This window comes from Microbulbifer variabilis ATCC 700307 (assembly GCF_000380565.1).
Lineage (GTDB): Bacteria > Pseudomonadota > Gammaproteobacteria > Pseudomonadales > Cellvibrionaceae > Microbulbifer > Microbulbifer variabilis.
In genome coordinates this window covers 245,150-271,663 of record NZ_AQYJ01000029.1, presented here as the reverse complement: position 1 = coordinate 271,663, position 26,514 = coordinate 245,150, and the positions used below count along the sequence as shown (strand labels likewise).

At 45.6% G+C, this 26,514-nt stretch carries 19 protein-coding genes; 11 read left to right on the top strand and 8 right to left on the bottom strand.

Features of this window, described 5'->3' with window-relative positions:
• Positions 1-166: 166 nt before the first annotated feature.
• From G367_RS0120010 to G367_RS0120000, 3 genes are all read left to right on the top strand, one after another.
• The gene (locus G367_RS0120010; RefSeq protein ID WP_020414941.1) at positions 167-859 is read left to right on the top strand and encodes an RraA family protein; all 693 of its coding nucleotides are present in this window, start codon (positions 167-169) and stop codon (positions 857-859) included.
• A 2-nt stretch (positions 860-861) separates the two neighbouring features.
• Positions 862-1,458: a GNAT family N-acetyltransferase gene (locus tag G367_RS24435; RefSeq protein WP_245556725.1), complete on the top strand. Its 597-nt coding sequence runs from the start codon at positions 862-864 to the stop codon at positions 1,456-1,458.
• A gap of 208 nt (positions 1,459-1,666) precedes the next feature.
• Entirely contained in the window at positions 1,667-2,089 is a 423-nt protein-coding gene (locus G367_RS0120000; protein ID WP_020414939.1) for a hypothetical protein, read from the top strand.
• Between the two features lie 584 nt (positions 2,090-2,673).
• Here the strand turns inward: G367_RS0120000 and G367_RS0119995 are convergent.
• The 3 genes from G367_RS0119995 to G367_RS0119985 all read right to left on the bottom strand — a co-directional run bounded on the left by G367_RS0119995 (position 2,674) and on the right by G367_RS0119985 (position 7,300).
• Positions 2,674-4,872, bottom strand: a complete 2,199-nt coding sequence (locus G367_RS0119995; RefSeq protein ID WP_020414938.1) for a M3 family metallopeptidase — start codon at positions 4,870-4,872, stop codon at positions 2,674-2,676.
• 900 nt (positions 4,873-5,772) lie between these two features.
• Positions 5,773-6,453: a glutathione S-transferase family protein gene (locus G367_RS0119990; protein WP_020414937.1), complete on the bottom strand. Its 681-nt coding sequence runs from the start codon at positions 6,451-6,453 to the stop codon at positions 5,773-5,775.
• A 52-nt stretch (positions 6,454-6,505) separates the two neighbouring features.
• The gene (locus tag G367_RS0119985; RefSeq protein ID WP_020414936.1) at positions 6,506-7,300 is read right to left on the bottom strand and encodes a class I SAM-dependent methyltransferase; all 795 of its coding nucleotides are present in this window, start codon (positions 7,298-7,300) and stop codon (positions 6,506-6,508) included.
• 456 nt (positions 7,301-7,756) lie between these two features.
• Between G367_RS0119985 and G367_RS24430 the strand changes: the two genes are divergently transcribed.
• Positions 7,757-9,553, top strand: a complete 1,797-nt coding sequence (locus G367_RS24430) for a hypothetical protein (RefSeq protein WP_020414935.1) — start codon at positions 7,757-7,759, stop codon at positions 9,551-9,553.
• A 956-nt stretch (positions 9,554-10,509) separates the two neighbouring features.
• The gene (locus tag G367_RS0119970; RefSeq protein ID WP_169337141.1) at positions 10,510-11,481 is read left to right on the top strand and encodes a right-handed parallel beta-helix repeat-containing protein; all 972 of its coding nucleotides are present in this window, start codon (positions 10,510-10,512) and stop codon (positions 11,479-11,481) included.
• Between the two features lie 585 nt (positions 11,482-12,066).
• Here G367_RS0119970 and G367_RS0119965 read toward each other — a convergent pair.
• Positions 12,067-13,506: a serine hydrolase domain-containing protein gene (locus tag G367_RS0119965; protein ID WP_020414932.1), complete on the bottom strand. Its 1,440-nt coding sequence runs from the start codon at positions 13,504-13,506 to the stop codon at positions 12,067-12,069.
• Between the two features lie 348 nt (positions 13,507-13,854).
• Between G367_RS0119965 and G367_RS0119960 the strand changes: the two genes are divergently transcribed.
• On the top strand, positions 13,855-14,655 hold the full coding sequence (locus G367_RS0119960) for an IclR family transcriptional regulator (RefSeq protein ID WP_020414931.1): 801 nt from the start codon (positions 13,855-13,857) through the stop codon (positions 14,653-14,655).
• A gap of 76 nt (positions 14,656-14,731) precedes the next feature.
• Here the strand turns inward: G367_RS0119960 and G367_RS0119955 are convergent, their stop codons facing one another.
• Both G367_RS0119955 and G367_RS0119950 read right to left on the bottom strand, forming a co-directional pair.
• Complete coding sequence (locus G367_RS0119955; protein ID WP_020414930.1) at positions 14,732-15,859, bottom strand: acyl-CoA dehydrogenase family protein; 1,128 nt, start codon at positions 15,857-15,859, stop codon at positions 14,732-14,734.
• Between the two features lie 27 nt (positions 15,860-15,886).
• Complete coding sequence (locus G367_RS0119950) at positions 15,887-17,086, bottom strand: acyl-CoA dehydrogenase family protein (RefSeq protein ID WP_020414929.1); 1,200 nt, start codon at positions 17,084-17,086, stop codon at positions 15,887-15,889.
• A 457-nt stretch (positions 17,087-17,543) separates the two neighbouring features.
• Here G367_RS0119950 and G367_RS24425 point away from each other — a divergent pair, with 457 nt between their 5' ends.
• From G367_RS24425 to G367_RS0119915, 5 genes are all read left to right on the top strand, one after another.
• Positions 17,544-19,421 (top strand): acyl-CoA synthetase, encoded by a 1,878-nt coding sequence (locus tag G367_RS24425; RefSeq protein ID WP_083922809.1) that lies wholly within the window; start codon positions 17,544-17,546, stop codon positions 19,419-19,421.
• A gap of 56 nt (positions 19,422-19,477) precedes the next feature.
• Positions 19,478-20,680: a 3-oxoadipyl-CoA thiolase gene (locus G367_RS0119930; protein WP_020414925.1), complete on the top strand. Its 1,203-nt coding sequence runs from the start codon at positions 19,478-19,480 to the stop codon at positions 20,678-20,680.
• Between the two features lie 60 nt (positions 20,681-20,740).
• Complete coding sequence (locus G367_RS0119925) at positions 20,741-22,843, top strand: 3-hydroxyacyl-CoA dehydrogenase NAD-binding domain-containing protein (protein ID WP_020414924.1); 2,103 nt, start codon at positions 20,741-20,743, stop codon at positions 22,841-22,843.
• Between the two features lie 80 nt (positions 22,844-22,923).
• Positions 22,924-23,922 carry a DMT family transporter gene (locus tag G367_RS0119920; RefSeq protein WP_157533689.1) on the top strand — a complete coding sequence of 333 codons (999 nt, stop codon included), beginning with the start codon at positions 22,924-22,926 and terminating at the stop codon, positions 23,920-23,922.
• Positions 23,923-23,943: 21 nt separating this feature from the next.
• Positions 23,944-24,405: a PaaI family thioesterase gene (locus G367_RS0119915; protein ID WP_020414922.1), complete on the top strand. Its 462-nt coding sequence runs from the start codon at positions 23,944-23,946 to the stop codon at positions 24,403-24,405.
• A 104-nt stretch (positions 24,406-24,509) separates the two neighbouring features.
• Here the strand turns inward: G367_RS0119915 and rho are convergent, their stop codons facing one another.
• Together rho and G367_RS0119905 are read right to left on the bottom strand one after the other, a co-directional pair.
• The gene (gene rho / locus G367_RS24420) at positions 24,510-25,448 is read right to left on the bottom strand and encodes a transcription termination factor Rho (protein WP_083922871.1); all 939 of its coding nucleotides are present in this window, start codon (positions 25,446-25,448) and stop codon (positions 24,510-24,512) included.
• Between the two features lie 145 nt (positions 25,449-25,593).
• Positions 25,594-26,484, bottom strand: coding sequence for an alpha/beta fold hydrolase (locus tag G367_RS0119905; RefSeq protein WP_211214962.1), 891 nt, complete (start codon positions 26,482-26,484; stop codon positions 25,594-25,596).
• Positions 26,485-26,514 lie beyond the last annotated feature (30 nt).

Here is a 26,514-nt window from a genome sequence, read left to right as displayed (position 1 = left end):
CTTTACTCCCAATTATTAATCACAGATCCAATGCTTCACACTGCCAACCCTTTACGATGCTACTACTAGCTTTCCCAGGGGTGGAAGGAACAAATTAAGTAATTTGACACTTTGGTATTGATGTACTTATATCTTTGCTTATCAATCCTAAATAGCTGCGTTTTCCATGATAGAAGACAGCCCAACCCTCAAGCTACACCGTAACTTTACCCGCCCATCTCAGGCCGACATAAATGTGTTACGCAATACGCCAACAGAATTTATTGTCGACTGTATGGATGGTCGCGGATCTCTACACCATGCTATTAAACCGATATTACCAATGGACTCCTCAATAGTCGGTATAGCGGTCACCTGCGAATGTGGCCCTGCGGACAATCTTGGTGTTCTGGGAGCGCTCGACGTAGCGCAACCTGGTGACATAGTGGTTGCCTCAACAGATTCATTTACTCAAACAGCGGTAATCGGCGATTTAGTACTGGGCATGATGAAAAACAAAGGGGTGATAGGATTTGTCACCGATGGGTTGGTTCGAGATTTAGAAGGAATAGAACGTCTTTCACTTCCTGTGTTTTGCAAAGGGGTTACACCGAATTCACCAGCTAGAAACGGCCCGGCATCAGCTGGCCTCCCTGTAAATCTTGATTCAACCCATATCTGCTCAGGTGACATTATTATTGCAGACCGAGCTGGAGTTATTGTCGTACCCTTACAGCAATTGAACGCCATAAGCAGTAAACTCCAAAAAGTAAAAAATGACGAAGCAGCTTTGCAGCAAGCTGTAGAAACTGGCCTAACCCTACCCCCCTTTTATAAGGAAATCGTTAATGCTGGCAAAGTTGTCGAACTTGATAAGTAACTTTGCCAAAAAAAGATCCAGCAAAAAAAATTACTGGGAAAGGGGAGCCTCTTCAAGCATTGACAACGATAACATACCCTAGCGCACGATATGACAATATGCAGTATCAAAATACGATTGAATATACTCAAATACCAGAAAAGGATGCCCCCCTCTCACTTTTACTTGAGGCCGACCCATCCAAAAAACATATACGCTCCTATCTGCCAGGTTCCTGGTGCTTTGCAGCCATTGACACTAACCATATTAAAGGCATTTGCGTTGCAAATAGAGTTGATAAATTCATTGCAGAGATTTTCAATATTTCTATTTCCCCAGAGAAACAAAAACAAGGAATTGGCACTAAGCTCCTGGAATTCTCACTTTCGGAACTAACCTCAAAAGGAATCCATAGAGTTGAACTCGGCACAGGCACTTTTGGCTATCAGTTAACTTTCTATCAGCGCCACGGCTTTAGAGTGGAAGCTGTCATCAGGGATTATTTCCTAAATAATTATGATCAGCCAATTTTTGAAAATGACTTGCAACACAAGGACATGCTTAAGCTCTATATAGAATTAAACAGCCAAGTTGAAACCCATACCATCAGAAAACCATAGATTCAAGGTCTTTTTCACTGGAAGAGCTCAAGCCAATATCGTTGACATCAAGAATATATATTTTTACTAAAAAGTGTGGAATTAAGGATAGTTTATCTATTTTACTTCAGAAGAAACGTTTTCAAATTGAACCAGATAAAACTATTGCTCAAACAAGCATTCAATAATATAGTTTCTCTTTAAGAATCCTGCGATATAATAGCACACAATGCGTCAAGCCATGTTCCTCATTAAAGCCACTACTGCTTGGATTGTCATGGTTATGGCTGCAATTGCAAATGGATTCTTTAGGGAGAGTATTTTAAACCCATATTTGGGAGAGAAACTATCTTTACCAATAAGTGGATTGACTCTATCAGCGCTTGTATTTGCAATAGCCTACAAGACTGTAAAATATTTCCAATTAGACTCTATAATTACCTGCTTGATACTTGGTTCACTTTGGGCTTTTCTCACATTTTTGTTTGAGTATGGTTTTGGTTACTACATACAAAACATGACCATCGATGAAATCAATCAAGTTTTCAATATTATGAGCGGCAATCTATTTATTTTTGTTATTATTACAGCCTTGATATCACCGGTTGTACTTGCAGCTCGAAAGAAGGGATCAAAGGAAACTCCGAGCTAAGCCGGATATATTTTATCCTAGCCATATTTTTCATCTGCCATTTCCAGCAGCATTAGCTTTCGCTTCAACAATATTAGTTAAATTCATGACAACAGAAGCATCTAAATTACAATAGATATAATACCTCTCCTGCTATTTATACAATCAACTTATAAAACAACCTGGATGCTGGCAGCTGACAGCTGGCCTGAAACTCTGGTCAGCTGGAAAGATTGGCCCTATAGCAGCAGGACGCATATGATCCAATACAATCGGGATTATTGCCGACCTACTTGTTATACCCTGGCCATACGTTTGGTCAACTTATATTGTTAAAACAAAATTATTTCACCATGGCTCAACTCATGGCTCAACTACTATAGGAGCACAAGTGCTAGATTCACAGAGCCTGCTGGAGGGCCCGAAAAAACTGCTGCTTAACTCCTGAATTTTAATATCCCGTTCAGGCTTGCATATAAACTCACGCCCCCCTTATTGGCTTACGAATTATTTATTTGCGAGTCAAATATTTCCATATGCCACATATAAAAAAGCCGCATCAAAAGATGCGGCTTTTTCGTGAACGAGCTATTGAAACTAAGTTCTCAGCCTTCCTTTTTCTTTGGTACCGGGAAACCACGATCACGCATCAACGCTTCGATATTGGCGTCACGGCCACGGAAAGCGCGATAAGCATCTGCGGGGTCCACAGCGTTACGCGGTGCAAACAGGTGTTCAACCAGCTTGGCAGCAACGCCCTTGTCGTAAAAACCACCTTTAGATTCAGCAAACGCCTCAGACGCATCAGAGGTCAGTACATCAGCCCACATGTAGCCATAGTAACCGGCGGAGTAACCCTCACCAGAGAAGATATGACCAAAGTGCGGCGTGCGGTGGCGCATTACCAGCTCCTTCGGCATACCCAGTTTGTCCAGTGTTTCACGCTCAAACTTGTCGGGGTCGATACCTTCAGGATTAGCGGTGTGGAACTTCATATCAATCAAGGCAGAAGCCAGGTACTCAGTAGTGGCGAAGCCCTGGTTGAATTTGGCTGCTTTCTTGATCTTGGCTACCAGATCAGCAGGGATCGGCTCGCCAGTTTTGTAGTGCACCAGGTAGTTGTCGATTACCGCATCGGTGGACAGCCAGCGCTCCAACAGCTGAGACTGGAACTCGGTGTAGTCACGTACACCGCTGTTCAAGGTTGGGTAGGTCACATTGGATGCGAGGAAGTGCAGCGCGTGGCCAAACTCATGGAAGAACGTCTCTGCATCATCCCAACTTACCAGTACAGGCTCGCCGGGTGCGCCTTTGATAAAGTTGGAGTTGTTGGACGACAGTACATTCTTCTTGCCATCAAAGGTGGAGTGGTCACGATACATAGTAGCCCAGGCACCGGAGCGCTTACCTGCGCGAGCGAATGGGTCCAGATACCAGAGGCCGATATGCTCGCCACTGGTCTTATCGTTCACTTCCCAGACTTTAACGTCTTCATGGAATACCGGCACTGAGCCTTCTTTTACCGGGGTGAATTTGAAGTTAAACAACTCACCAGCCACGTAGAACATAGCTTCGCGCAAGTTGTCCAGTTGCAGGTACTGCTTCACTTCATCAGAGTTCAGGTCATACTTGGCTTTACGAACCTTCTCCGCGTAGTAGCGGTAGTCCCAGGGCTCAATGGTGATATTGGCTTTTTCGGCATCGGCTACGGCCTGCATATCAGCCACTTCTTCTTTCACTCGGGCAACTGCTGCTGGCCATACTGCCTCCATCAGCTCCATAGCGCGCTCAGGAGTCTTCGCCATACGGTCCTGCAGACGCCATTGAGCGTAGTTATCGAAGCCCTGCAGGCCTACTCGCTCATCACGCAGCTTCAGGATTTCAGCGATGATGGCGTTGTTATCGTGCTGATCGCCATTGTCGCCACGGCTGTAGTAGTTGGTCCATACTTGCTTTCGCAGCTCGCGATCATCGGAGTAAGTCAGGAATGGGTCCATAGAGGAGCGGGAATTGGTAATAGCGTACTTACCCTTCTCGCCTTTCTCTTCTGCCAGCGCTGCGGCAGCTGCAACAAAGGACTCCGGCAGGCCGGCCAACTGATCTTTGGTCAGGAAGATATCGTAGCCTTCCTCATCCGCCAGCACGTTGTTGGAAAACTTGGTGTAAAGCTCGGCCAGGCGCTTATTGATCTCAGCATAGCGCTCCTTGGCTTCACCTTGCACCGTGGCACCGTTAGTAGAGAACTGGGTATAGATCAGCTCAACAACACGTTTTTGTTCAGCATCCAGATCCATCGAGTTACGCTGGTCGTAGATGGCCTTGATACGATTAAACAGAGCTTCATTCTGGTAAATTTTGGACTCGTAATCAGCCCACAGAGGTGCCAACTCCTGTTGGACCTTACGAAACTCTGGAGAGGACATATTAGCTGCCCAGATTCCGTAGTAAGCAGTAGCACGGCCCAATTCGGCGCCGCCGCGCTCCATCGGCACGATAGTATTGGCAAAGGTGGGCTTGGCTGGGTTGGCAGCAATGGCCTCAAGTTCAGCCAAATTGATCTCAATGCCCTTCTCAATCGCGGGCTTGAGATCTTTCAGGTTCATCTTGTCAAACGCAGGTACACCACCGTAGGGACCAGTCCACTCAGCAAGAAGCATGTTACTGGCGTGCTCTGGAGTTACAGCCATGGACTCTTCAGCTTTCACAGTGTCTTTAGCTACCTCAGCCTGCTTTGCCTTTTCACCACAACCGCCCACAACCGCCAGGGATGCGGCTACGGCTAGTGCGATCATTGTCTGACGCATTTGCTATCTCCTCTAAGATAGAGTTTTGTAATAGTTTTAAGGTCGAGAGTTTAACCCCAGATGCCCCACCCAGGCCAACTTTACCGCCTCAGATGCCTGAAGCTGCGGTAAACAGAGAGATTTCCACGACAACCTCCAACACCTGATCAACCTATGAAACGCCGCCCAGGCAAGTACTCCGTCTGCTTTCTTGATAACGACTTTTTAAGTGAATAGTTTATAATGCATCAAAAGTATGACTTTATGGTCAGATAGCTGATCCGTTATCTACCAAAGAAGCCTCAGGCCTTCTTTGTACCCATCAAATGTCAGTACAAAGCCTCAGCTCCCTCTCAAAGAAGGAAGAAGCAGGCCTGATATCTCCTGATTACACAGCGAATCGCACCCCCGGGCCTTAGAGAGGTTAATTCAAGAAGATTTATACACACTGTACATAACACACTGTTAAAGAAGTTACTTCCGCCATTAAAGTGCAGGGTCTTAATATTTATTAAAAGTGAAGAAGCCTTACCAGGCAAAACAATCCCAGTTCAAAGATTCAATGATCGATATAAGTGAATGAATTAAAAATCGAGCATTAAATCTCAAATCAACATTTAAATAACTCTAAAAAGAAAAACTAAATATCCCACAATTTTTCATCGGAATAAGGAGCCACTGATAATAAAAATGTAGTGCTAGCTCATACCATCTTTGATCTTTATGACCCATTCGAATCAGAGGTATGAGATTCTTCAAACAACTGGGCGAATAATGTGTTTCTCACCCGAAGCCCCAAATGCGTAAAACAACCACGAAAAAGACTTTCTATTTGAGTAAAAAAACTTCCTTAACAGTCACAAACGCGACTTTAGCTGTAATCACGCTTGTGACATGCTACATCAATATTAAAAATAACTATTAGCTACGCAAGTCCTCAATCACAACACCCATATTTCGAGCCTCTTCCTCATGCAGCATTTCTCTCCAGGGCTCCTGCAGCGCATCTGAGATCCATTTTTTCATAGAAGGTAAACTTAGCAACTGATCAATATACTGTTTAGCTGCATTACTAAATGGCAACCCATAGTTCTGTGCGCGGATAGCAACTGGCGCAAAGAAGGCGTCCACCGCTGTAAATTCTCCCCCGGTAAGGAAAGGCCCACCAAATCGCTGCAAGCCTTCCTGCCAAAGCTCATCAATGCGACTAATATCTTTCTGTAGTTGCGGTGGAATCTCAACCAGCTCCACAATCAAACCACAATTCATAGCGCAGATGTTCCTTAAAACCGAAAAACCAGAGTGCATCTCAGCGCAAGCACTCCGTGCCCAGCTTCTTGCCAGTCTATCGATGGGCCAAACCTGCGGAAAATCTTCTGCAACATACTCCACTATGGCAAAGGAATCCCAAACGGTAATATCGCCATCAATCAAACAGGGCACCAATCCAGTAGGGGAAAAACTATGGAATTTCTCCCAGCTTCCCCCCTCTTCAAAAGTCGCCAACTGCTCATTAAAGGGAATTTCCAGGTGGTGCATTAACAACCAGGGCCGCAGTGACCATGATGAATAGTTTTTATTTGCTATAAACAACTGATACATTCGCTTTCCTTAGTAATTAACAATAAGGCTCCAATAGCCACGGTTTTGTCATTTAGAATTGCTTCTGCCAGCTGGCCAGCATTGCCATAGGCGGCACAAACTCAGATTCCTCTAGATCTCCACACCAATTCCCAATATTCTTACCCAGCTCTATATAGTTTTTCAATGATAGATTACAAGCAATTGCTGCCATCAGCACATCGGCCAATGTATGGTGAAAATTATAATTTTCTTTTGCCTGATACTTCCTACCACTAAAATAATCCAACCCTTGATCATCCCGCTGTGGCTCTCGATTAAAGTATGACATCGCAATTTGTGAAGGGTTACCTTCTTCATACATATTCAAAACAGGATGAATCTCCTCCATCAAAAGATAGCCGCCTGGCTTCAGCAGCGAAGCACAAATACGCATAAATCGCTTTAGGTCCGGCATCCAGTTGAGTACGCCAATGGTAATAACTGCAAAGTCAAATTGACCAATATGCTTTTCTGGTAACTCGTAGATGTTAGAACATACAATCTCCATACCTGGATATCCCGCGGCTTTTGCCAGAAGCTTGGCTTGATCGACAAAGGCTTGAGATCCATCAATACCGACGCAGCGGCCAGCTCCTTTCTTTTTTATGGATATCAGATCTTTTGCATTGTTGCAGCAAATTTGTACCACTGATTTTCCGCAAATATCATAACCACTTACTAATGTATCGAAATCCTTCTCCAAAGCATTAAATTTAGAGTCTGAGACTTGTTCGAGCAGCTGCTTATTGACTTCCCAATGAATGGAGCCGGCCTCATCCCAAGAAGCCAGCGATTTGCCTACAAAGAATGCAGTTTCTTCTTTCATTTTATCTAGTGGAAACCAGTTTTTAGATGGATTAAAAATATACTAAGAATTTAAGGGGCAGCCAATACCATACCTCTTACTCTTCCCGTTACGCCAAATTAAATTTATAAAGCATCTAATACAACCTTCCCCATTTGATAACACACCAACCTATTGTACTAGCCGCCTTAAGAAGGGTCGGCAAGCCCCACACTAGAATTGGCGATCACCTCATTAAGTAACAAAATTTTAACAAGCGCATCATCGCTATAGTATCCTGCTATCTCAAATATCAATCTGACTGGTACTATTGAGGACGAAATAATCTAGCCAATATTCTTGCCTCTAGTGACATCCTAATCTCTACTTTTTAGGGAATATTACTCTCCCATGTGGATTGGCATATTCTACTCAAACCTGCCTTTTGACCCGTAGTATCACACGCCATAGCGGTCTGTAGTAGAGGAAGGGATGCTTATGAAAGTCACATCTTGTTTTGCACTCTCAATATTTCTGGCGACACTGGTTGCACCCAGTGCCAACGCACAATGGAGCGGAAACGGCGAAGAATCCTTGGGGCACCCTGGCAAGCATTGTAAAAGGGTTAAACCCCGGTTCGATAAGCTGTTCAAAGCCCCAGTGGATGAGTGCTTTAATGGCGTTGGTGAACCCTACCCCGAGCTGGTTGATGGCGTCTGCTCCGCGGGTGAACCAAAACGCAACGGCGCCCAGATCTGGGGTATGGCTGAGTCACCCCGTTTCCTCTATTGGGGCACAGGAGCAAATGTCCCTTGTACTGCACAGGCCTCTCCAAATGCCGTATTGACGCCTATCTTTGCTCCCAACCAGGGCTGGGTTTGTGAGTTTGCAGAGGGAATACTCGCCCAAGAGAATCCGAATCTTAAAAATCTTGGTGATTGGCGTGCTCCAATGGCCTATCGCATGGATACCTGTACGCTTGAGGTAACGGAAATAACCCCTACTTACGATCCCCTGCTACAGGATACGCTGGGCTTCCGCTCCGGCGGTTATGCCGATGACGTAGTATTTCTCGCCGGTCCCGGTGGGGTTCAGGAGGGAATCGCCGGTGAAGGCGGCGGCAACAGCATCATCATGATGGCCTGGCAGGCGAGCACGGGACGCTACCTTGGCTCCAAGCGGTTCCCCCAATACTCCAATATCCGCAAGTTCCTTAACTATGAGGGCGTTCTATATACCGGTGTGGCTGTGCAAGAATCTCTCGGTGGTACAGGGGAGGTTTTACGCTGGATGGGCAATATCCATCATCCATTCAGGTTTGAGGTCGTGGGTACAATGCAAAGCAATCCGGCTAATTTCACCGTACATGATGGTCGCCTGTTTTTCTCTACCTGGCCAACTGGCGACGCTCAGACGGGACAAATCCGTGCCTACTCCGGCATTGTAATGAGCCCCAAAATTCCGGAGGGTGGATTCCTGCCGGAAAATGCCAAAGAGTGGAAGGAAGTCTGGAACATTACCGAGTACGAACCAGACCTTGTTTCCGCAGGTGTGTATGCTGGCGGTGATATTACCTCCTGGCGCGGCAAGCTCTACTGGGGCACGATTAATATCCCGCTGGGAGGCTTTAGGGCGCATGTCCTCGCTTACGGGGAAACCTGGAACAATCCAATTGGAGAGCTGGAAACTATCATCGCAACCCATAGGGCAACAACGGTATTCCGCGGAGATCGATTTGGTAAAAAGAAACGGAAACCAAAAATTGAAGTGCTCTACGGATACAAGGATGTTCAGGTTTGGGATCCAGACAGGAATATGTTTGTTGACAAGAATACTCTGGCAGGCCTGCCCCAATTAGGCAGAGCCGGTTTGGGGTGGCCATTTAATGTCTATACTTGGCGCCTTGGGGTAACGGGCAGCGATATGTATCTGGGAACCCTGGATGTGAGTCGGCAGTTTGCTGGCCTGATTGAAAGTGGAACCGATCCTGCCAATGAGCTTCCCGCGGAGCTACTCATGTTCTTGGAAGATGCGCTATCAAATCCCAAGACTTCTGGCGGCAAGCTCTACCGCTTCTTTTCACCAAATCGTAGAGCTATTCCAGCCACCTTTAATGGCGTTGGCAATTCCGGGAACTCTGGTTTCCGCACAATGATCAATCACCCCAGGTTTATGTGGCTCGGCACTGCAAACCCATTTAATTTGGACCCAAGGGGTGGCTGGGAGTTATATAGATTTGCCCCTATAGCTCCCGGAAACCCCAAGTGGGTGAACGATTCTGAGTCAGCGCAATAAGTCAGAAAACTTAGCCTACTGATATTCACTTTTCGGAAGCTACTTATCTAATCAGGTAAGTAGCTTCTTTATTAGGATACCTTCAGTAATGAGATATTACTGCTAATGAATTATTTAAGATAGTTTTTATCAGCTCCACCTAGAATCACACGCACTTATTTACATTAAAACCAATGAATAAATTGGCCAAGTGAAGTGCATTTAGTACTGAAATATTACTGAAATCTTCATAACAAAGCTAAATATATCCAATCAATTTTACCTGTCATTAATTCTAATCAATCAAAATTAGAATTGAGTTAGTTTCAACATAGACCATACATCAATCAATTGATAACCACTCCTCAAAGGATAACTTTCGCCGAGAAGCCTACAAAAATTAATCACTCAAAAAATAGATACTTAATTTGAACCAACAGCATCACAACCGAATCCAGCACCAAATTCAACCATTCAGAACAGGCCATGCTATTAAACAGTCGAATCACTTCAATTTTATATTAAGAAAAATATACAAAAGAGTTTAAGATCTACAGTTAAACGCTGAAAGAAAACTTCACTTAACCCAAGTGTAATGTATAAATTTCCAGGGCGCACTATCAGCTGGACTAACAAAGAGACTTTAGAAGATGTCTAGAACCTGATTATTCAATAACGAACCTTAATGGAGGCCCACATTAGAACATAAGCAAAAATAAACATCTTAAACCCGGTAAAAAATTGAGTGTTAATATGACAAATTAATATGCAAAGGGGAATATCTTTTTTCAAGATTTTCTCAACCACCGATCACAACCTATAACGTGGGCATTTCCCTAAAAAAACCTTGCAAAAGTGATTTTTCGCCAAATTTTTAAACATTTCACAAAACGGCAGATTTAAATGAGGCAGTTTTTAGCGAAAACTGAAAATATCATTATTTATTTAACACTAAATAGATTTTTAAAGGCACCATGATGAATAGATTGACCCTCTTAAAGCGCACTTTAACTTTTGTAGCTTTCATTTTTAGTATATTTATTTCTTTTAATTCTTTAGCGGTAGAATGTGGCGACATCATATCAACACCGAAGTTTCTTCTGCAGGACCTGAATTGTCATTTATCACCCGAAAAACCAGTAGCGTTAACTATTGAAGGGCCTTCAGGCAGCTTGACAATGGGAAACAAACAACTTACCTGCTCCTTTAATGCCGGTGAGGGGGAAGTGGGAATCGCTCTTGAAGGTTTTGCCGCACGTTTAGTAGGTGGGCAGATTAATGATTGCCCAAACGGCGTGATTGCGAGAGGTAGAGGATCTCACTCCATCATAGAGACGGAAATTCATGCCGCTTTATTTGAAGGTGTTACTTTGGAAAGTAACAACAACATTGTTTCCAGATCAGTAGTCTTGGGGCTAGGGGTTACTCAAGGAGAGGGAATCTCTCTAGATGGAAAAAACAATACGGCCACAGAAAATAGAGTAATTGGTGTAGGGGATGAGGGAATTGAAATTGATGGCGATTTTGCAACAGTAAACTTTAATTATGTTGATGGAAATGGAGATGATGGCATTGATATAGAGGCACTAAATGCGATAATTACCGCAAATTTTGTGAGAGGCAATGATGAGGGTATTAGTATCGAGGATGATAATGCTGTGGTTAACTCCAATACTGTTACAGAAAATGGTCGCAACGGTATAGAAATCTTTGGGGCATCAAATAACCTTGTATCTAATAATTTAGTGACAAAAAATGGATTTGTAATTCCTGGAAGTGCAGGCATAGTAATACTGCTGGAATCTGATGAAAACAACGAAATTGTTGGTAACACATCACTTGGCAACAGTGAAGTTGATCTAAAGGATGTCTTTGACCCTGATTGCACTGGCAGTAATGTCTGGCTGGATAATATCTTTGAAACGGCTGATCCAACTTGCTTGAAATGAGATGATAACTGACTAAAAATATTACTTCTTGGATTAGTTCAGACTAAATTTAACACATTGGTATTGAAATAAAAGAGGCGCCAGGTCTGAACTAATTCAATCGAGCTATATTCCCCACCTCTTCAAAGATCACTACTAATCACTATAGAGCGTTATTTTTAGTAGATCACGAATCTCTATTAGAGTATGCATATTTTAAGTGCCTTGATTGAACAGATCAAGGAAGCATCCTACTCTTAGCCAAGAGGATAAAATCAGTTACTTTCTTTCCTCTAAGACATTTACTTGGATCCAAGGGATAGCTGGGTATTATATCGTTTCGCACCTATTGCACCAGGAAAGCCGAAGTGGATTGAAGGTGCATAGATCAACAATTAGATTTTCTAGTCTTGGAACGATTTTCATCTGGCTGGGCGATAAGCTAATTTGTTTTATCAATGACTTCCACAATCAAAATATGTACTTACCCACTATTAAGAGATTAAAACTTTTCTCAACTTCTTCCCAGTCTGCACTTTTAGCAACCCTAAATACCACACAGGGATATTCAACAACATCAAAGAATATTTCTCTCGTGAACCTCGCCTATTTTTTAATAAATTCGATAGATCCATTCTGAGAATTGACAGCGCCTCCATCCTGAATATAAAAAGAAATACCTCTATGAAGAGCCCCTAAATGTGCCCTATACTTTTTACCATCTTTCAATAAAGGTCCGTTAAGAACCCCCCAATCTACCATTACTTTACCATTGTCAATATAGAGTTTTTGCTCCGGCCAACCGCTACTATTGGAAAAAGTGCCAAGCAAGTTATCTGGAAAATCATCGGAGCTGACAATCAAGGCAGAATCTGGAGCTTCCAATAGCTCACGTCGAACAGACTTCTTCAGTCGATTCATCTCTTGCTCAAATAATGTATTCCTATTTCTCTTATTTAAAATTGAGTTATAAGTATAGTTTGCCATTACATGGGGTAAGATATAAGCCACATCCTGATTAGTGAATGTAATTACACCAATCTCTCTTTCTGGCATAAATGATACATGAATGCTATATCCACCATAGTTTCCAAACCTCGTCAAAAGCGTCTCTTGATTATACTCAGCCAAATCCCACCCCAAAGTGTATCCAGATCGCTCATAGGTGAAATAGGTTTTAGATTGGCCTACCTGCTTTTCATGAAGTTCATCAAAGATATCACTTTTAGATAAATTTAACTTATCTTTGTTTATGTTTACCTGAAGCCATACCGCCAAATCATTTACTGTCGAAATCAACCCTCCTGAGGGATGCATCGTAAGGTCAGACTTGAAATGCCCTGAGCTAAAGATATTGCCATCGCTAGATGTGATGAAAGATGGGAGAATTGCCCTCGCCTTGGATATGTTGTTCGTTGTCGCATTCATATCCAGCGGGTCGGCAATATACTCCTTTATTAGCTCTCCCCAAGTTTTTCCAGTGACATTCTCTGCAATCATCGAGGCGACTATCGGGCCCGTATTTGAATACCTAAAATTATAATCTGGCGCTATCAGTAGATTCTCACTTAATGAGTGAACTAGCTCCTCTGGACCGGAATAACCTAAAAAAGCTGACTTAAAGGTATGTTGAATACTTGTAAATCCTGCCGTATGGGTCAGTAAATCCCGAATACTGACCTTATTGGTATCAACTTTTCCCTCAAGCCCCAACTGGAGCTTATAAGATGATATGGGTTTATCTAAATCCAACTTGCCCGAGCTATGCAGGATAGCCATCAAAGTACTGGTAAAAGACTTTGTGTGACTTGCAATTAAGATAGGCGTGTTTTCTGTAACTTTAGGGCCATCTTCAGAATAGGAATAAAAGAAATCAAGCCCGCTCTTATCAACTACTGCAACAAAATGTGAGCCAATTAAGCCGTTACTATTAGACAGCTCCACCAGAGCTGATTTTATTTCTTTTTCAATACTATCATCTATGGCATAACAATTATTGCTGGCAATCAAAGCCGTTACGATACCAACAAGAAGCCTTATTATCATATCTAAAATTCTTTTTTAAATGGGATCGAAATTGGAAAAGTTAACTGGTAACGAATTCAAACACTAATTTCATCTTTGAAGCAAGCAGCAACTATGCAAAATACGATAAATAGAATGTATATATAGGTATTCCGCAAAAAAAATACAATTAAACTATATCGGTATTACAGAATACTCTTGATCTTGACTCATTGTTGGGCCCCCAAGTACAACCACAATTTTCGTTACCGCTCATTATTATCCAAACACCCTTCACAGGCCTAAATTTCTCTTCGAGGCTAAGTATCTAACTTCAGATCCAGGAGTAAAATTTGTATACTTGCTACTATAGAAGCAGGATTTAAGACCATGGCTCCGTTGAGTGATCTTCCAAGAAAGAAAAGCGCAGAACCCGATCGCAAGTTTATTGAAGCCCTCGCCCGAGGACTGGATGTACTGCGGGCATTTCAACCTGGTGATGGCTTTCTGGGTAACCTTGAAATCGCCCAACGCACCGGCTTGCCTCGCTCCAGTATTTCACGGCTAACCTACACTCTGACAAAATTAGGTTATTTGACCTACTCGGATCGACTGGAAAAATACCAATTAGGAAGCGGCGTACTAGCACTTGGTTACTCTTTCGTCTCTAATCTGGCTATTCGCCAGGTTGCCAAGCCCCTTATGCAAGACCTTGCAAACTCCACAGGAACTGCGGTAGGACTGTCTGACCGTGATCGACTCGATATGATATTTGTCGAGTTTTGTGCAGCTGCTAATGTTACGACTTTTCGCTACGAAATAGGTAACCGTGTACCTCTAGCTACTAGTGGTTCAGGACGGGCTTTCCTGGCAGCACTACCACAAGAGGAGCGCGAGTACTTTTATGGACACCTGGAGAAAAGGAATAGCGAGCGCTGGCCGAAAATCAAGGTTGGAATTGAAGAAGCGGTAGCAAGCTATAAGCAGCGCGGCTTTTGTTGCTCCTTTGGCGACTGGAACCGCGATGTTAATGGTATTGCTGTCCCCCTACAATTAAGCCAGGGGCGCATTTATACATTTAACGCTGGCGGACCTGCTTACCGCCTGAGTCCAGAATTCCTGAAAGAAGAAGTCGCCCCCTTATTGAAGAATATGGTCGGTAATATAGAGGCCATGCTGATCCGCTACTAGATAACTTGACCCCAGGTTAGTAGCGCAATGCAACCAACCTGGGGAACAACTCATCACCTCACAGCTGCCTGCCTCGCTAGTGCCCGGCAAATCGGCGGGTATGATAATCTGTACTACCGAACAAATACTGGATTGTGGTTAAACGTTTAAAGTAGTGGCTTACATCCAACTCCTCTGTAACCCCTATACCGCCATGTAACTGAATTGCTTCCTGGCCTACTAACCGGGCAGCTTTTCCAATGCGGCTTTTTGCTGCAGAAATTGCCTTAGGGGCAACGCCATTATTCACATCCAACTGTAACGCTGCCATTAATAGAATAGAGCGGGCCTGCTCATATTCGGTAAACATATCCACCATCCGGTGTTGCAAGGCCTGGAACTTGCCAATGGCAAGGCCAAACTGCTCCCGGGTCTTTGTGTATTCCACGGTCTTTTTATAAATTTTCTCCATGGCCCCTACTGCCTCGGCACACAGCGCCAGTGTGGCCCGATCAATTGTCTGTTCCATTACTGGCAAAGCGGCCCCTTCCTCTCCGACCCGGTTTGCCACAGGAACCATGACGTTATTAAACTTTACCTCAGCCGCACGGTGCCCATCCACAGTGGCATACCCCTGGCGGTGAACACCCTCAGTGTTGGCATCTATCAATAATAAAGTGATACCTTCACAATCATGTTGGCCGCCGCTAGTACGTACTGCCACCAATAGTTTATCTGCGGCTGAACCGTTCAGAACAACGGCTTTGTGGCCATTCACTACGTAGCTGTCTCCGTTCCTTACAGCTTTGGTGGTAATATCAGAAAGATTGAAACGGCTCTGGGGCTCAGCAAATGCAAATGCCAGCTGCAACTGGCCTTCCATCAACAAGCTTATTAGCTCTCGCTTCTGCGCCTCGTTGGCACCGTTTGCTATTAGCCCACCACTTAAAACTGCACTTGCCAGGAAGGGTTCCACCACCAGACCACGACCAAACTCTTCCATCACCACCATCAGATCAACAGCAGAACCACCCAGACCACCGTCTTCTGCACTAAATGGAACCATTAGCCAGCCCAACTCGGCAAATAACTTCCAGTTATCCTCACTAAACCCAGTATCACTGTCTATTAACTTACTGCGACGATCAAAGTCATAATCCTGTTGAATAAATTTGCACACACTGCTTTGCAACATCTGCTGCTCTTCGCTATAGGAAAAATCCATCGTTCCAATCCTCATTAAACGTCGCGTTTACAGGCCAAGTACCCACTTGCTGATAATATTTTTCTGAATTTCGTTACTGCCGCCATAAATCGAGGATTTACGATTATTTAAGTAACGGGGCACGCTGCTGGTAATAACTCCAGGGCCTACGTGCTCGCCATCAAATTCGCTTTTAAATTGCTCCCGGACAAATGGCATTCCGTAATAACCCGCAGTTTCCATGTAAAGTTCATCAATAAGCTGGGCGATTTCAGTTCCTTTAATTTTCAAAATGGAGGATTCCGGCCCCGGTGCATTACCGGTACTCACTGCCGCAAGTGCTCTTAGCTCGGTAAACTCCAGAGCTAAAAGATCTATTTCAACCTCTGCCAGCTTTTGCGCAAAGGCTGGATTTTCCAGGAGGCTGGTGTCACCATCACAAGTATCACCTGCCAGCTTTTTTAAAGTCTGTAAACGTTTTTTGGAAGTGGCAACCCGTGCAATGCCCGTGCGTTCATGGGTCAACAGTACCTTGGCATAGGTCCAGCCGTGACCTTCCTCGCCAATACGGTTGGCCACTGGTACCCGTACATTATCAAAATGCACTTCATTCACTTCATGATGGCCACCCAAAGTCATAATGGGCGATACAGTAATGCCCGGGTGGTTCATTTCAATTAACAGGAAAGTGATTGCGGCCTGGTTTTTGACTTCGGGGCCTCCGGTACGAACCAGGCAGAAAATCCAATCGGCCCAGTGTCCCAGAGTCGTCCAGGTTTTGGTACCATTAACGATATACTCATCGCCATCTCGCACTGCTGTGGTTTTTAACGACGCCAAATCAGAGCCCGCATTTGGCTCCGAATATCCTTGGCACCACCAAACATTACTTGCCAAGATATCCGGCAAAAACCGCTGCTTTTGCTCTTCACTACCATAAGTGAAGATAACCGGTGCAACCATTTTAAAACCGAAAGGAATTACATCTGGCGCGCCGAAGTTGGCACACTCATTGGCCCAAATGTATTTTTGTGTTGGCGTCCAACCGGTACCCCCATATTCAACTGGCCAGTTAGTCGCAGCCCAACCCTGTTCGTACAGGATCTTTTGCCAGCGTTCATAGTCCTCTTTTCCCAGGGGAATTTCATCCAGTGTCCTCTCACTGATATCCGCCGGAAGCTTCTCTTGCAGGAATTGCTTAACTTCCTGCTGAAAAGCTAATTCTTCTGGGGAAAAATCTATATTCATTCGCTTGCTCCTGTTTATATGGGTGCAATTGGCAGAGATTTTTCAGCTAACTTCCTTCACCAACTTGCACAATCAACATGTACTAAATTCGGAAGTTCCCTTATACAAGCGGAATAAATTCACTTTCGATCTGGCTCGGCGGGCCCTACTCTTTGTCTTAAGTAAACCTATCTACAAACAATTTCAGGCTGATATTGATATCTGAGCATCGCCATTCTGACTTTTTCCGACTCACGGAAGTAAGTCCTCGGTTAACGAGCCAACTCTATTGGCGCAACTTTCTACTTAATGGCGTATTTACATAGCAGGTGTATATATTTACCCGCCATTTTCCATCAATTAGCTTTTAAATCACCACTCGACGCACAAAACATTACCATTGAATTCCGCAGAGTGGAATGCTCATTTCACTTTTGATATTGTCATCAGCATAATAACCATAGTGAGAGAAGCCCCCATGTCTATCACGTCCACTTCCACTGGCAGTCCCATGCTGCAATCTCTTGCAGAAATCCAGGAATATGAAAAAGTTCCTTTGTTACAACGTTACCCCTGGGAAAACACCTACGATTTAATTCGGCAGGCCGCCCGTCTTTACCAACAAGATGCAGCCATCGAATTTCTTCCCACCGCTGTACCAGTTGAAGAAAGTGTGACAGTGAGCTACTCACAGCTATCCGAGAGAGTTCACCAAACTGCCAATCTACTCCATTCTCTCGGCATAAATTCGACAGATACGGTTTCATTACTATTACCCAATCTTCCAGAAACGCATTTCGCACTCTGGGGAGGACAAGCCGCAGGAATCGCCAGTCCTATTAATCCATTGCTGGAACCGGAGCATATCGCCGAGATCATGAATGCCACCAAAGCCAAGGTATTAGTCAGCCTTGGGCAGGATCTCAGTGAGGAGATTTGGGAAAAGGTTGCGCAGGTCATTGAGCAGGTTCCAACCTTGAAGGCACTGCTACTAATCAGTAAAAAACCGGTTAGTACCCTATCCATGCCTTCCGGCATTAAGGTAGAGAATTTTGTATTGGCAATTGCCCAACAGCCAAATGACCGCTTAATTAGTGGGCGAACTATTCAAGGCGATGAAATTGCCAGTTACTTCCACACCGGAGGGACAACCGGGCGACCTAAAATTGCACGCCTGACCCACAGCAATATTGCGTTTGTCGCACAACTGAGTGTGGACACAACATCCAGTAAGGGGCGATTTGCTACCCTCAGTGGCCTTCCTCTGTTTCACATTTTCGGCACTGTGGTCGCCGGCATTGGCACTCTGCTCGCCGGCCGCACGATTGTTATAATGACCCCATCAGGTTTTCGCTCCCCCAATGTGCTCCCCAACTGGTGGCATCACGTCGCCCGCTTCCGGGTGCAGGGCTTTGGTGCCGTGCCCACTATTCTCGGCATCTTGATGCAAATCCCTGTGGGCGACAATGACATCAGCTGCCTGACAGATGTTGGCTGCGGGGCCTCGCCATTACCCGCAGCGCTTAAGAGTGCGTTTGAGGAAAAATTCAATGTGACGGTAAGCAACGGCTATGGCATGACAGAGTCCAGCTGCCTGCTGGCCCGCCCCCCAACAGATATGCAAGCACCCGAAGGCAGCGTCGGCCGCCGCCTCCCCTACATGGAAATGAAAATTGCCGAAGTGGATGGAAACCGGCTAGTGAGAACCTGTAACACCGGTGAAGTAGGTATTGTGCTAGCACGGGGGCCACATATTTTTTCAGGCTATCTCTCCGAAGAGGATAACGCCAAGGCTTGGGTTGACCACAGTTGGTTTAATACTGGCGATATGGGATATGTCGATGGCGATGGCAATCTTTATCTGACCGGGCGAGCCAAGGATTTAATCATTCGTGGCGGCCACAATATAGATCCGGCCTTGATTGAAGAGCCACTAAGCCGTCACCCCGCCGTGGCTATGGCCGTTGCCGTGGGACAGCCCGATGCCTATGCCGGTGAGGTTCCGGTGGCCTATGTCACTCTATATCCGTCCGAAAATCCTCCCACGGAAGCGCAGCTTATCGACTACTGCCGCACCCAGATTTCTGAACGTGCAGCGATACCCAAGCGGATAGAGATCATTGATGAAATCCCCTTAACTGCAGTAGCCAAGGTATTCAAACCCGCTTTGCGTAATCGCGCTACCGAATATGTTATTGGCCAGGCACTTCAGGAAAAAAATATATCTGCAGAGTTTTCTGCCCGTTTTGATAGTGCCCTGGGCCAGGTTGCAAAAGTTCGTCTGGAAAAACCTTCGGCTAAAACGGTAGCAGAGGAGGCATTGGAAAATATTCCGGTAGCGCTGGAGTTTGATTAAGCCCGGACATTTACTACTACTCACAAAACAATAATCAGTCATTGGGAAAACTGACAATGCCACAAGCTTATATCTATGATGGCGGCCGAAGTGCTTTTGGTCGCCATGGAGGTAGCCTTTCCAGTATCAGGCCAGACAATATGCTCGCGCATGTCATTAAAACCCTGGTTGAGCGTAATAATTTCGATCACAAGCAATTTGAGGATGTGATTGCCGGAAATACCAATCAGGCCGGTGAGGACAGTCGTAATATCGCCCGCTTTGCCGGGCTAATTGCAGGACTGCCGATCTCCACCGGTGGTATTACGGTAAACCGCTTATGTGGTTCAGGCTTATCTGCCGTTGCCGATGCAGCCCGCTGCATCAGGGCCTCGGAAGGTGATTTGTTCATTGCCGGTGGTGTTGAATCCATGAGCCGCGCCCCTTTGGTCCTCTCCAAAGCAAGCAGCCCGTTCGATCGCACCCAGCAACTGGCGGATACCACTTTGGGTCCGCGCTTCACCAATCCCGATATTGTTGCAGAATTTGGCAGCCATACCATGCCGCAAACTGCAGACAATATCGCCGCAGACCTGAATATTCAGCGGGAAGAGTGCGATATCTTTGCGTTAGCTTCACAAGCAAAATATGAAAGCGCGCGTTTTGATGGCTTTTTTATCGATGAAATTATTCCTATTGAAGTGCCACAGGACCGAAAGCAACCACCCCGCCTTGTCGATACTGATGAGCATCCCCGCCCCGATACCAGCCTGGAGCGCCTGCAAACGCTACGCCCGCTATTTGAAGGCGGCGTAGTAACTGCTGGAAATGCTTCTGGAATCAACGATGGTGCCGCAGCACTCATTATTGGCAGCCAGGAGGCTGGGCAGGCCGTAGATCTCAAGCCCCGCGCACGTATTCTCGCCAGTGCTATTGCGGGAGTGGAGCCAAGAGTAATGGGGTTAGGCCCGGTCCCGGCTACCCGTAAGGCATTGGCTCGTGCAGGCTTGAGCCTGGCAGATATGGATGTCATGGAGTTTAACGAGGCTTTTGCTGTACAGGCCATGGGCTGCCTGAAAATGCTCGAGATTGATTACGAGGACTCCAGGGTAAACCCCAATGGTGGTTCAATTGCAGTTGGGCATCCGCTCGGCGCCAGCGGAGCCCGCATTCTACTCACAGCATTACGTCAGCTGGAGCGTAGCGGTGGGCGCTACGGGTTAGCCACCATGTGTATTGGTATTGGCCAGGGAATCGCAGTGATTATAGAGCGTATATAAAAACCGGCGAGACCCTCTAGGAGAAACAATCTAATAGTCATTTAAGATCTGGAGATAACAATGTCTACCGTAAATTATGAACTTATTGGCGATATTGGTGTTATTCGACTTAACAACCCCCCTGTCAACGCGCTTTCCCACGGGCTGCGCGAAGGCATTTGGGGAGCGATCAAGAGTGCCCAGGAAGATACCTCTCAGGCACTGGTTTTAATATGTGAAGGCCGCACTTTTATTGCTGGTGCAGACATCACAGAATTTAGTAAGCCTCCACAGGCACCTGCCTTATCTGAGGTGATTACAGAAATCGAAAACTCTCGTAAACCGGTGATTGCCGCTATTCACGGTACCGCATTGGGCGGGGGCTTTGAGGTGGCACTGGCTTGTCACTATCGTTGCGCCCAGACTTCTGCCAAAGTCGGCCTGCCTGAAGTTAAATTGGGGTTATTGCCTGGGGCCGGTGGTACTCAGCGCACGCCACGTCTGGCCGGCGTTGCGGCTGCACTAGAAATGATCACCAAAGGTGCCCCAATCCTGGCCGCGAAAGCCAAAAGCATGAAGCTGATCGATCACGTGGTTGATGATGATCTATTCGAAGGGGCCCTCGCCTTTGCTCGTGAGCTAATTGACCAGAAAGCCCCACCACGCAGAGTCCGGGACATCACAATAGATCCTGCCAGTATTCCAGAGGGCCTGTTCGACGATTTCCGCCAGCGACTGGAAAAAAGAGCACCTGGTCAACTGGCCCCACAGAACATTGTCTCCTGTGTGGAGGCAGCAGTTAAACTGCCATTCGATAAAGGGCTGGCTAAAGAACTGGATCTATTTATCGAATGTCTGCTCTCAAGTCAGTCCGCCGCCCTGAGGCATATGTTCTTTGCCGAGCGACGTGCGACAAAAGTTCAGAATCTCTCCAAAGATACCCCTATCAGAGAAATAAACAGTATTGGCATTATTGGCGGCGGCACTATGGGGGGAGGTATCGCCATGAATTTTGCCAATGCCGGTATCCCAGTCAAGCTGCTGGATATCGATCAAGCTGCCGTAGAACGTGGCCGAGCAGTAATCGACAAGAACTACAGTATCAGTATGAAAAAGGGGAAGATTACAGAGCCCCAAAAAACACACTGCCTCTCACTAATCCAGGGCACCACTGACTATTCCGACCTGGTAGAGGTAGACCTCGTTATCGAAGCTGTGTTTGAGAATGTAACGCTTAAAAAGGAAATTTTTTCCAAGCTGGACCAATACTGTAAACCCGGCACCATTCTCGCAACAAACACTTCCTACCAGGATATCGACCAGATCGCCGCTGCTACCAATCGGCCAGAAGATGTTATCGGGTTACACTTTTTCAGCCCCGCCAACGTTATGAAACTTCTGGAAGTCGTTCGTGGCTCAAAGAGCGCCGACGATGTTATTGCTACCGCAATGCGGTTGGCAAAAACTATCAAGAAAGTTCCCGTGCTGGCCGGAAACTGTTATGGGTTTATTGGCAACCGGATGCTGCGGCCCTATGCCCGTGAAGCGCAACTCTGTTTAATAGAAGGAGCCACCGCGGAGCAAATAGATACCGTAATGCAATCCTGGGGCATGGCCATGGGACCCATAGCGGTTGGAGATTTGGCCGGTCTCGATATTGGCCAAAAAGCCCGCGAGGGCCTGAGCGAAGCAGAAAAAGGCGACCCCAAAACCTACTGCATTGCGGATGCTTTAGTAGAGATGGGACGCCTGGGCCAAAAGAGTGGAGCCGGTTATTACCGCTATGACCCAGAAACTCGCGCTCGCACCAGTGACCCCGAAATCCAAGCAATTATAGAGGCTCAAGCCAAAGCTCATGGGATAGAGCGGCGAGAAATCTCCGATAAAGAAATTCTTAATCGCCTTACTTTCGCCTTAATTAATGAGGGAGCCAGAATTCTGGAAGAAGGGATAGCCCAACGCCCCAGTGATATTGATGTTGTGTATGTTTATGGCTATGGTTTCCCTCCCCATCGCGGCGGCCCCATGTTTTACGCAGATAGCATCGGCCTGAAAAAGATCTACGATACTATTTGCACATTCCGTGACCAACATGGCGAAGCCAATTGGACTCCCGCACCATTGCTCGTCCAACTGGTAAAAGAAGGTAAAACATTTGCGAAATGGGCAGACGATCAGCGATAGTATTCGCTTCTCAAGGGTAACCGGTAAAAGTACCGGTTACCCTTTTTGCCAAAGTTGAGAGATTTTTAATTGGCAACACAATGACAAGGCCTGATACCTTAATAGAATCGAAACTACGACCGAGCCAGATGCGGTTTAATGAGCTGCAGCTCGAACAGTCACCAGAACCGTTAGATCACCACAAGGCGATCCAAGCCAGGGTTAAGAGAAACAATTGGAAAGGCATAGGTTACGCACTGGCCACCGCCATGGTTGCCAGTACAGCCGCCGCAGCCAGTAAATGGATATCACCCGCCGTACCAGTACCTTTAATAGTTCTCAGCCAATACAGCATCTGCTTACTATTACTTATTCCCTGGCTGGTGCGCCAGTCACCCCAACAGCTCATAACACAACACTGGAAAACCCATTTACTGCGAGGCTTTGCAGGCTGGCTCTGCTTCTTTTCCTACTTTTATGCACTCAGCCGTATTTCATTGATGGAGGCAGGCTTACTACGCAATGCCGCCCCTATTTTTGTTCCACTTGTAGCCTGGCTTTGGGCGCGTGCACAGATTCCCGCCACAAGCTGGCTACCCATTGTGCTTGGACTACTTGGTATCGCACTGATTCTTCAACCTGATATCCATGGTATCAGCAGTGGCCACGCCTTCGGCTTACTGTCAGGTATTACTCTAGCTGTCTCTATGGTGGGCACACGTGTTCTGTCTCGTACTGATAGGTCGAGCCTTATTTTGTTTTACTACGTCCTTATCTCATTTATGTGTAGCCTGCCCCTGGGTATCTACTACTGGCAGTCAATACCTACCTGGACTATTCCCTACCTGGCTTTTAATGGGGTTTCTGTTTTATTAGCGATATGGCTCTATACCAAAGCTTATAGTTATGCAAAACCCAGTGTAGTTTCACCAATCAGTTATTTTGGAGTAGTTATTGCCGGCATTTTTGGCTGGCTGATATGGCAGCATCTGCCTAACACAATTGCGCTGATAGGAATTCTTATAGTGGTCACAGCGGGTCTGCTCACAGTGTATTTCTCCACCCTGCACGCTGCCCGAACGCACCCTGTTCTGAACTAATTTCCCAAAAGGTAAGTCCAAATGAGCTGGCAAAATAAAAAACAACCACCGTTCAATGATCATTTGGGTGTGAAAATTGATGAGTGGCAGGAAGGCCGTGTAGTGATCAGCGTAACCGTACTCCCTGAGCATTTGAATAGCCACGGAGTACCCCATGGGGGGTTTATTACAACGTTAATTGATATTGCCGGATCCTACTGTGGTCTCTACTGCCCGTACCCAAATCGTCGACGTAAATCCCTCACGCTATCATTAACAACCAATTTCACCGGTCGAGCCAAAACCAACCAGTTAACCGCCATAGGTAAGTTGACCAGCTCGGGGCATAAAATCTTTTATTCCTATACCGAAGTTTATGACAGTGTAGGAACTCTGCTTGCAACTGGCCAGATGACAATGCGTTACCAAACTGGTAGTGAAATACTAGAGGGGGAAGCCATTGAAGAGTATCCTGCAAAAACACACCATAGAATTGACGTGTGAAGCCCCCGACTGACTAACAGTTGTCATAATAAGGTCTCGGGCGTTCAGTAACTAACTCCTAAAATGCTAAGCGGCTAAATACTCCCCCTAAACTTAACTAAAAATTAATGGTCAAGTAACTCCGCATTAGTCGGGTACTTTTTAAGGAGTTCAATAAGTTTTTTAGTGCCATCTACAGGCTTAAGGCCGGCAAGCGTTCTTCGTAAAGCTCTTATCGTTGCAATATCTTTCGAGTTAAACAGGACTTCCTCACGGCGAGTACTGCTTTTAGCAATATCCAAGGCAGGGTAAATTCGCTGTCTCGCAACTTCCTTTGACAATACTACCTCCATATTTCCCGTACCCTTAAACTCCTCAAATATCACCTGGTCCATTCGGCTTCCGGTATCCACGAGTATCGTTGCCAGAATCGTAAGTGATCCACCACCTTCAATCTTTCTCGCAGCGCCAAACAGCTTTCTGGGTATCTCCATAGCCCTGGCATCTATCCCACCTGACATTGTACGCCCCCTACCACTCTGCTGCGCATTATGCACCCGTGATAGCCTTGTCAACGAGTCAACCACGATCATTACATCCTGGCCTTCACCGGCTTCCTTACAAGCCCTATCAAGGAGTTCTTTAGCTACCCGCACATGCTCTTTATAGCTATGATCAGAGGAGGAAGCATACACTTCTGCCGGTACACTTCGCTTAAAGTCAGTAACCTCCTCTGGCCTTTCATCAATAAGCAAAGCGTACAGCTTTATTTCGGGGTAAGCCTTCCCCACTGCTTGGCAGATATGCTTGAGGATAGTGGTTTTGCCACAGCCCGGAGGGGCCACAATCAAGCCTCGTTGACCCTTGCCAATTGGCGTAATCAAATCCATCGCCCGTACCGTAAGTTGCTGAGAACCTGACTCAAGGCGAATAGGCTCAGATGGATTAATAGCTACGCCATTTAAGAACCGCTTCTTTGGATCAGAAGTATCCTCTTGCTTTTTATCAGCCTTCTTAGGCTCCGTATTTCTTTTTACCTTTAAGGATAATATTTTTCTAGACATAATATGCGCTTTACAAATCATTCCCCATTGGGGAGCACTTTAACTTTTAAAACAAAACTACAGAGAACCAGATTTTCTTGATCCTCTGTGTTTATCACCACGAAACCACTCTATACATAAGTTAAGTAAAGCAGGGGCTTATATATTATTTATCATTCTCCATGGCAGAAAGAAACTGATCGAGTACCTGATTAAACTCTCTGGGTCTCTCCCAAAACATCATGTGTTTTCCCATATAAACAGCAGTGGCAGACGGTGTATTGGCCTTGATCCATTTATCCGCAACACTTTTAACTTCCTCTCTCACAACATACAGTAGGGGCAATTTACCTTCCAATGCTACAAGATCATCACTATAGTCCAGGTAAAATCCGGTCGCGTTGGTAATTGAAGCGACACTACTAGAGGTCTGATTAGCAATTTGGGTAACCCAGGCAATATTTTCCTTTGAAGGGTTTTCAAGCATCCATTTCACAAATTCACTAATTACATTATCTCGATCCTCTATAATGCCCTCAGTAAATGAGCGTGAATAGCCGTCCGAATCATCATTTAGATACCAAACCCACTCATCACGGCTTGCTCCCGCTATATCTGGTCCAGTATCAATCATGATCATCGCTTTCAGTTTATCGGAACCAAACTGATTCAAATATGCCAATTGCTCCGTTACGCCATATGACCAACCTGCCAAGATCACCTTGTCTATATCCAATGTCCCTATTAACTTAGCCAGGTCTCTAGCATGTTGTTGATAGGTGTGCCCTTCGACGGGCTTTGATGATTTGCCCTGCCCACGGGGATCATATGCCAGCGCGCGGTACTTTTTAGAATCTTTAAAGTGGGCAAGTTGGTGCTCAAAAACGTCTGCCGACATCATCCAGCCAGGAATAAAAATAATGGCAGTATCACCACTCCCCGATTGTTCATAATAAATAGTGAGGTCTTTATCTATCTCGACTTCTTCTGCAGCTACATTGACCACAGATAAACCAATCCCGATAATTACCATTCTTAAGAAGTTTCGCATTTTCATAACTCTTACCCACTCCCAATCATGTTGTTA

Coding starts and splice junctions, on each gene's coding strand:
- G367_RS0119985 (WP_020414936.1), bottom strand. CDS start 7,300: ATGAAAGAAGAAACTGCATTCTTTGTAGGCAAATCGCTGGCTTCTTGG.
- G367_RS0119965 (WP_020414932.1), bottom strand. CDS start 13,506: ATGATAATAAGGCTTCTTGTTGGTATCGTAACGGCTTTGATTGCCAGC.
- G367_RS0119915 (WP_020414922.1), top strand. CDS start 23,944: ATGAGCTGGCAAAATAAAAAACAACCACCGTTCAATGATCATTTGGGT.
- G367_RS0119970 (WP_169337141.1), top strand. CDS start 10,510: ATGAATAGATTGACCCTCTTAAAGCGCACTTTAACTTTTGTAGCTTTC.
- G367_RS24425 (WP_083922809.1), top strand. CDS start 17,544: ATGTCTATCACGTCCACTTCCACTGGCAGTCCCATGCTGCAATCTCTT.
- G367_RS0119960 (WP_020414931.1), top strand. CDS start 13,855: ATGGCTCCGTTGAGTGATCTTCCAAGAAAGAAAAGCGCAGAACCCGAT.
- G367_RS0119905 (WP_211214962.1), bottom strand. CDS start 26,484: ATGAAAATGCGAAACTTCTTAAGAATGGTAATTATCGGGATTGGTTTA.
- G367_RS24430 (WP_020414935.1), top strand. CDS start 7,757: ATGAAAGTCACATCTTGTTTTGCACTCTCAATATTTCTGGCGACACTG.
- G367_RS0119950 (WP_020414929.1), bottom strand. CDS start 17,086: ATGAATATAGATTTTTCCCCAGAAGAATTAGCTTTTCAGCAGGAAGTT.
- rho (WP_083922871.1), bottom strand. CDS start 25,448: ATGTCTAGAAAAATATTATCCTTAAAGGTAAAAAGAAATACGGAGCCT.
- G367_RS0119920 (WP_157533689.1), top strand. CDS start 22,924: ATGACAAGGCCTGATACCTTAATAGAATCGAAACTACGACCGAGCCAG.
- G367_RS0119995 (WP_020414938.1), bottom strand. CDS start 4,872: ATGCGTCAGACAATGATCGCACTAGCCGTAGCCGCATCCCTGGCGGTT.
- G367_RS0119990 (WP_020414937.1), bottom strand. CDS start 6,453: ATGTATCAGTTGTTTATAGCAAATAAAAACTATTCATCATGGTCACTG.
- G367_RS0120010 (WP_020414941.1), top strand. CDS start 167: ATGATAGAAGACAGCCCAACCCTCAAGCTACACCGTAACTTTACCCGC.
- G367_RS0119930 (WP_020414925.1), top strand. CDS start 19,478: ATGCCACAAGCTTATATCTATGATGGCGGCCGAAGTGCTTTTGGTCGC.
- G367_RS0119925 (WP_020414924.1), top strand. CDS start 20,741: ATGTCTACCGTAAATTATGAACTTATTGGCGATATTGGTGTTATTCGA.
- G367_RS0119955 (WP_020414930.1), bottom strand. CDS start 15,859: ATGGATTTTTCCTATAGCGAAGAGCAGCAGATGTTGCAAAGCAGTGTG.
- G367_RS0120000 (WP_020414939.1), top strand. CDS start 1,667: ATGCGTCAAGCCATGTTCCTCATTAAAGCCACTACTGCTTGGATTGTC.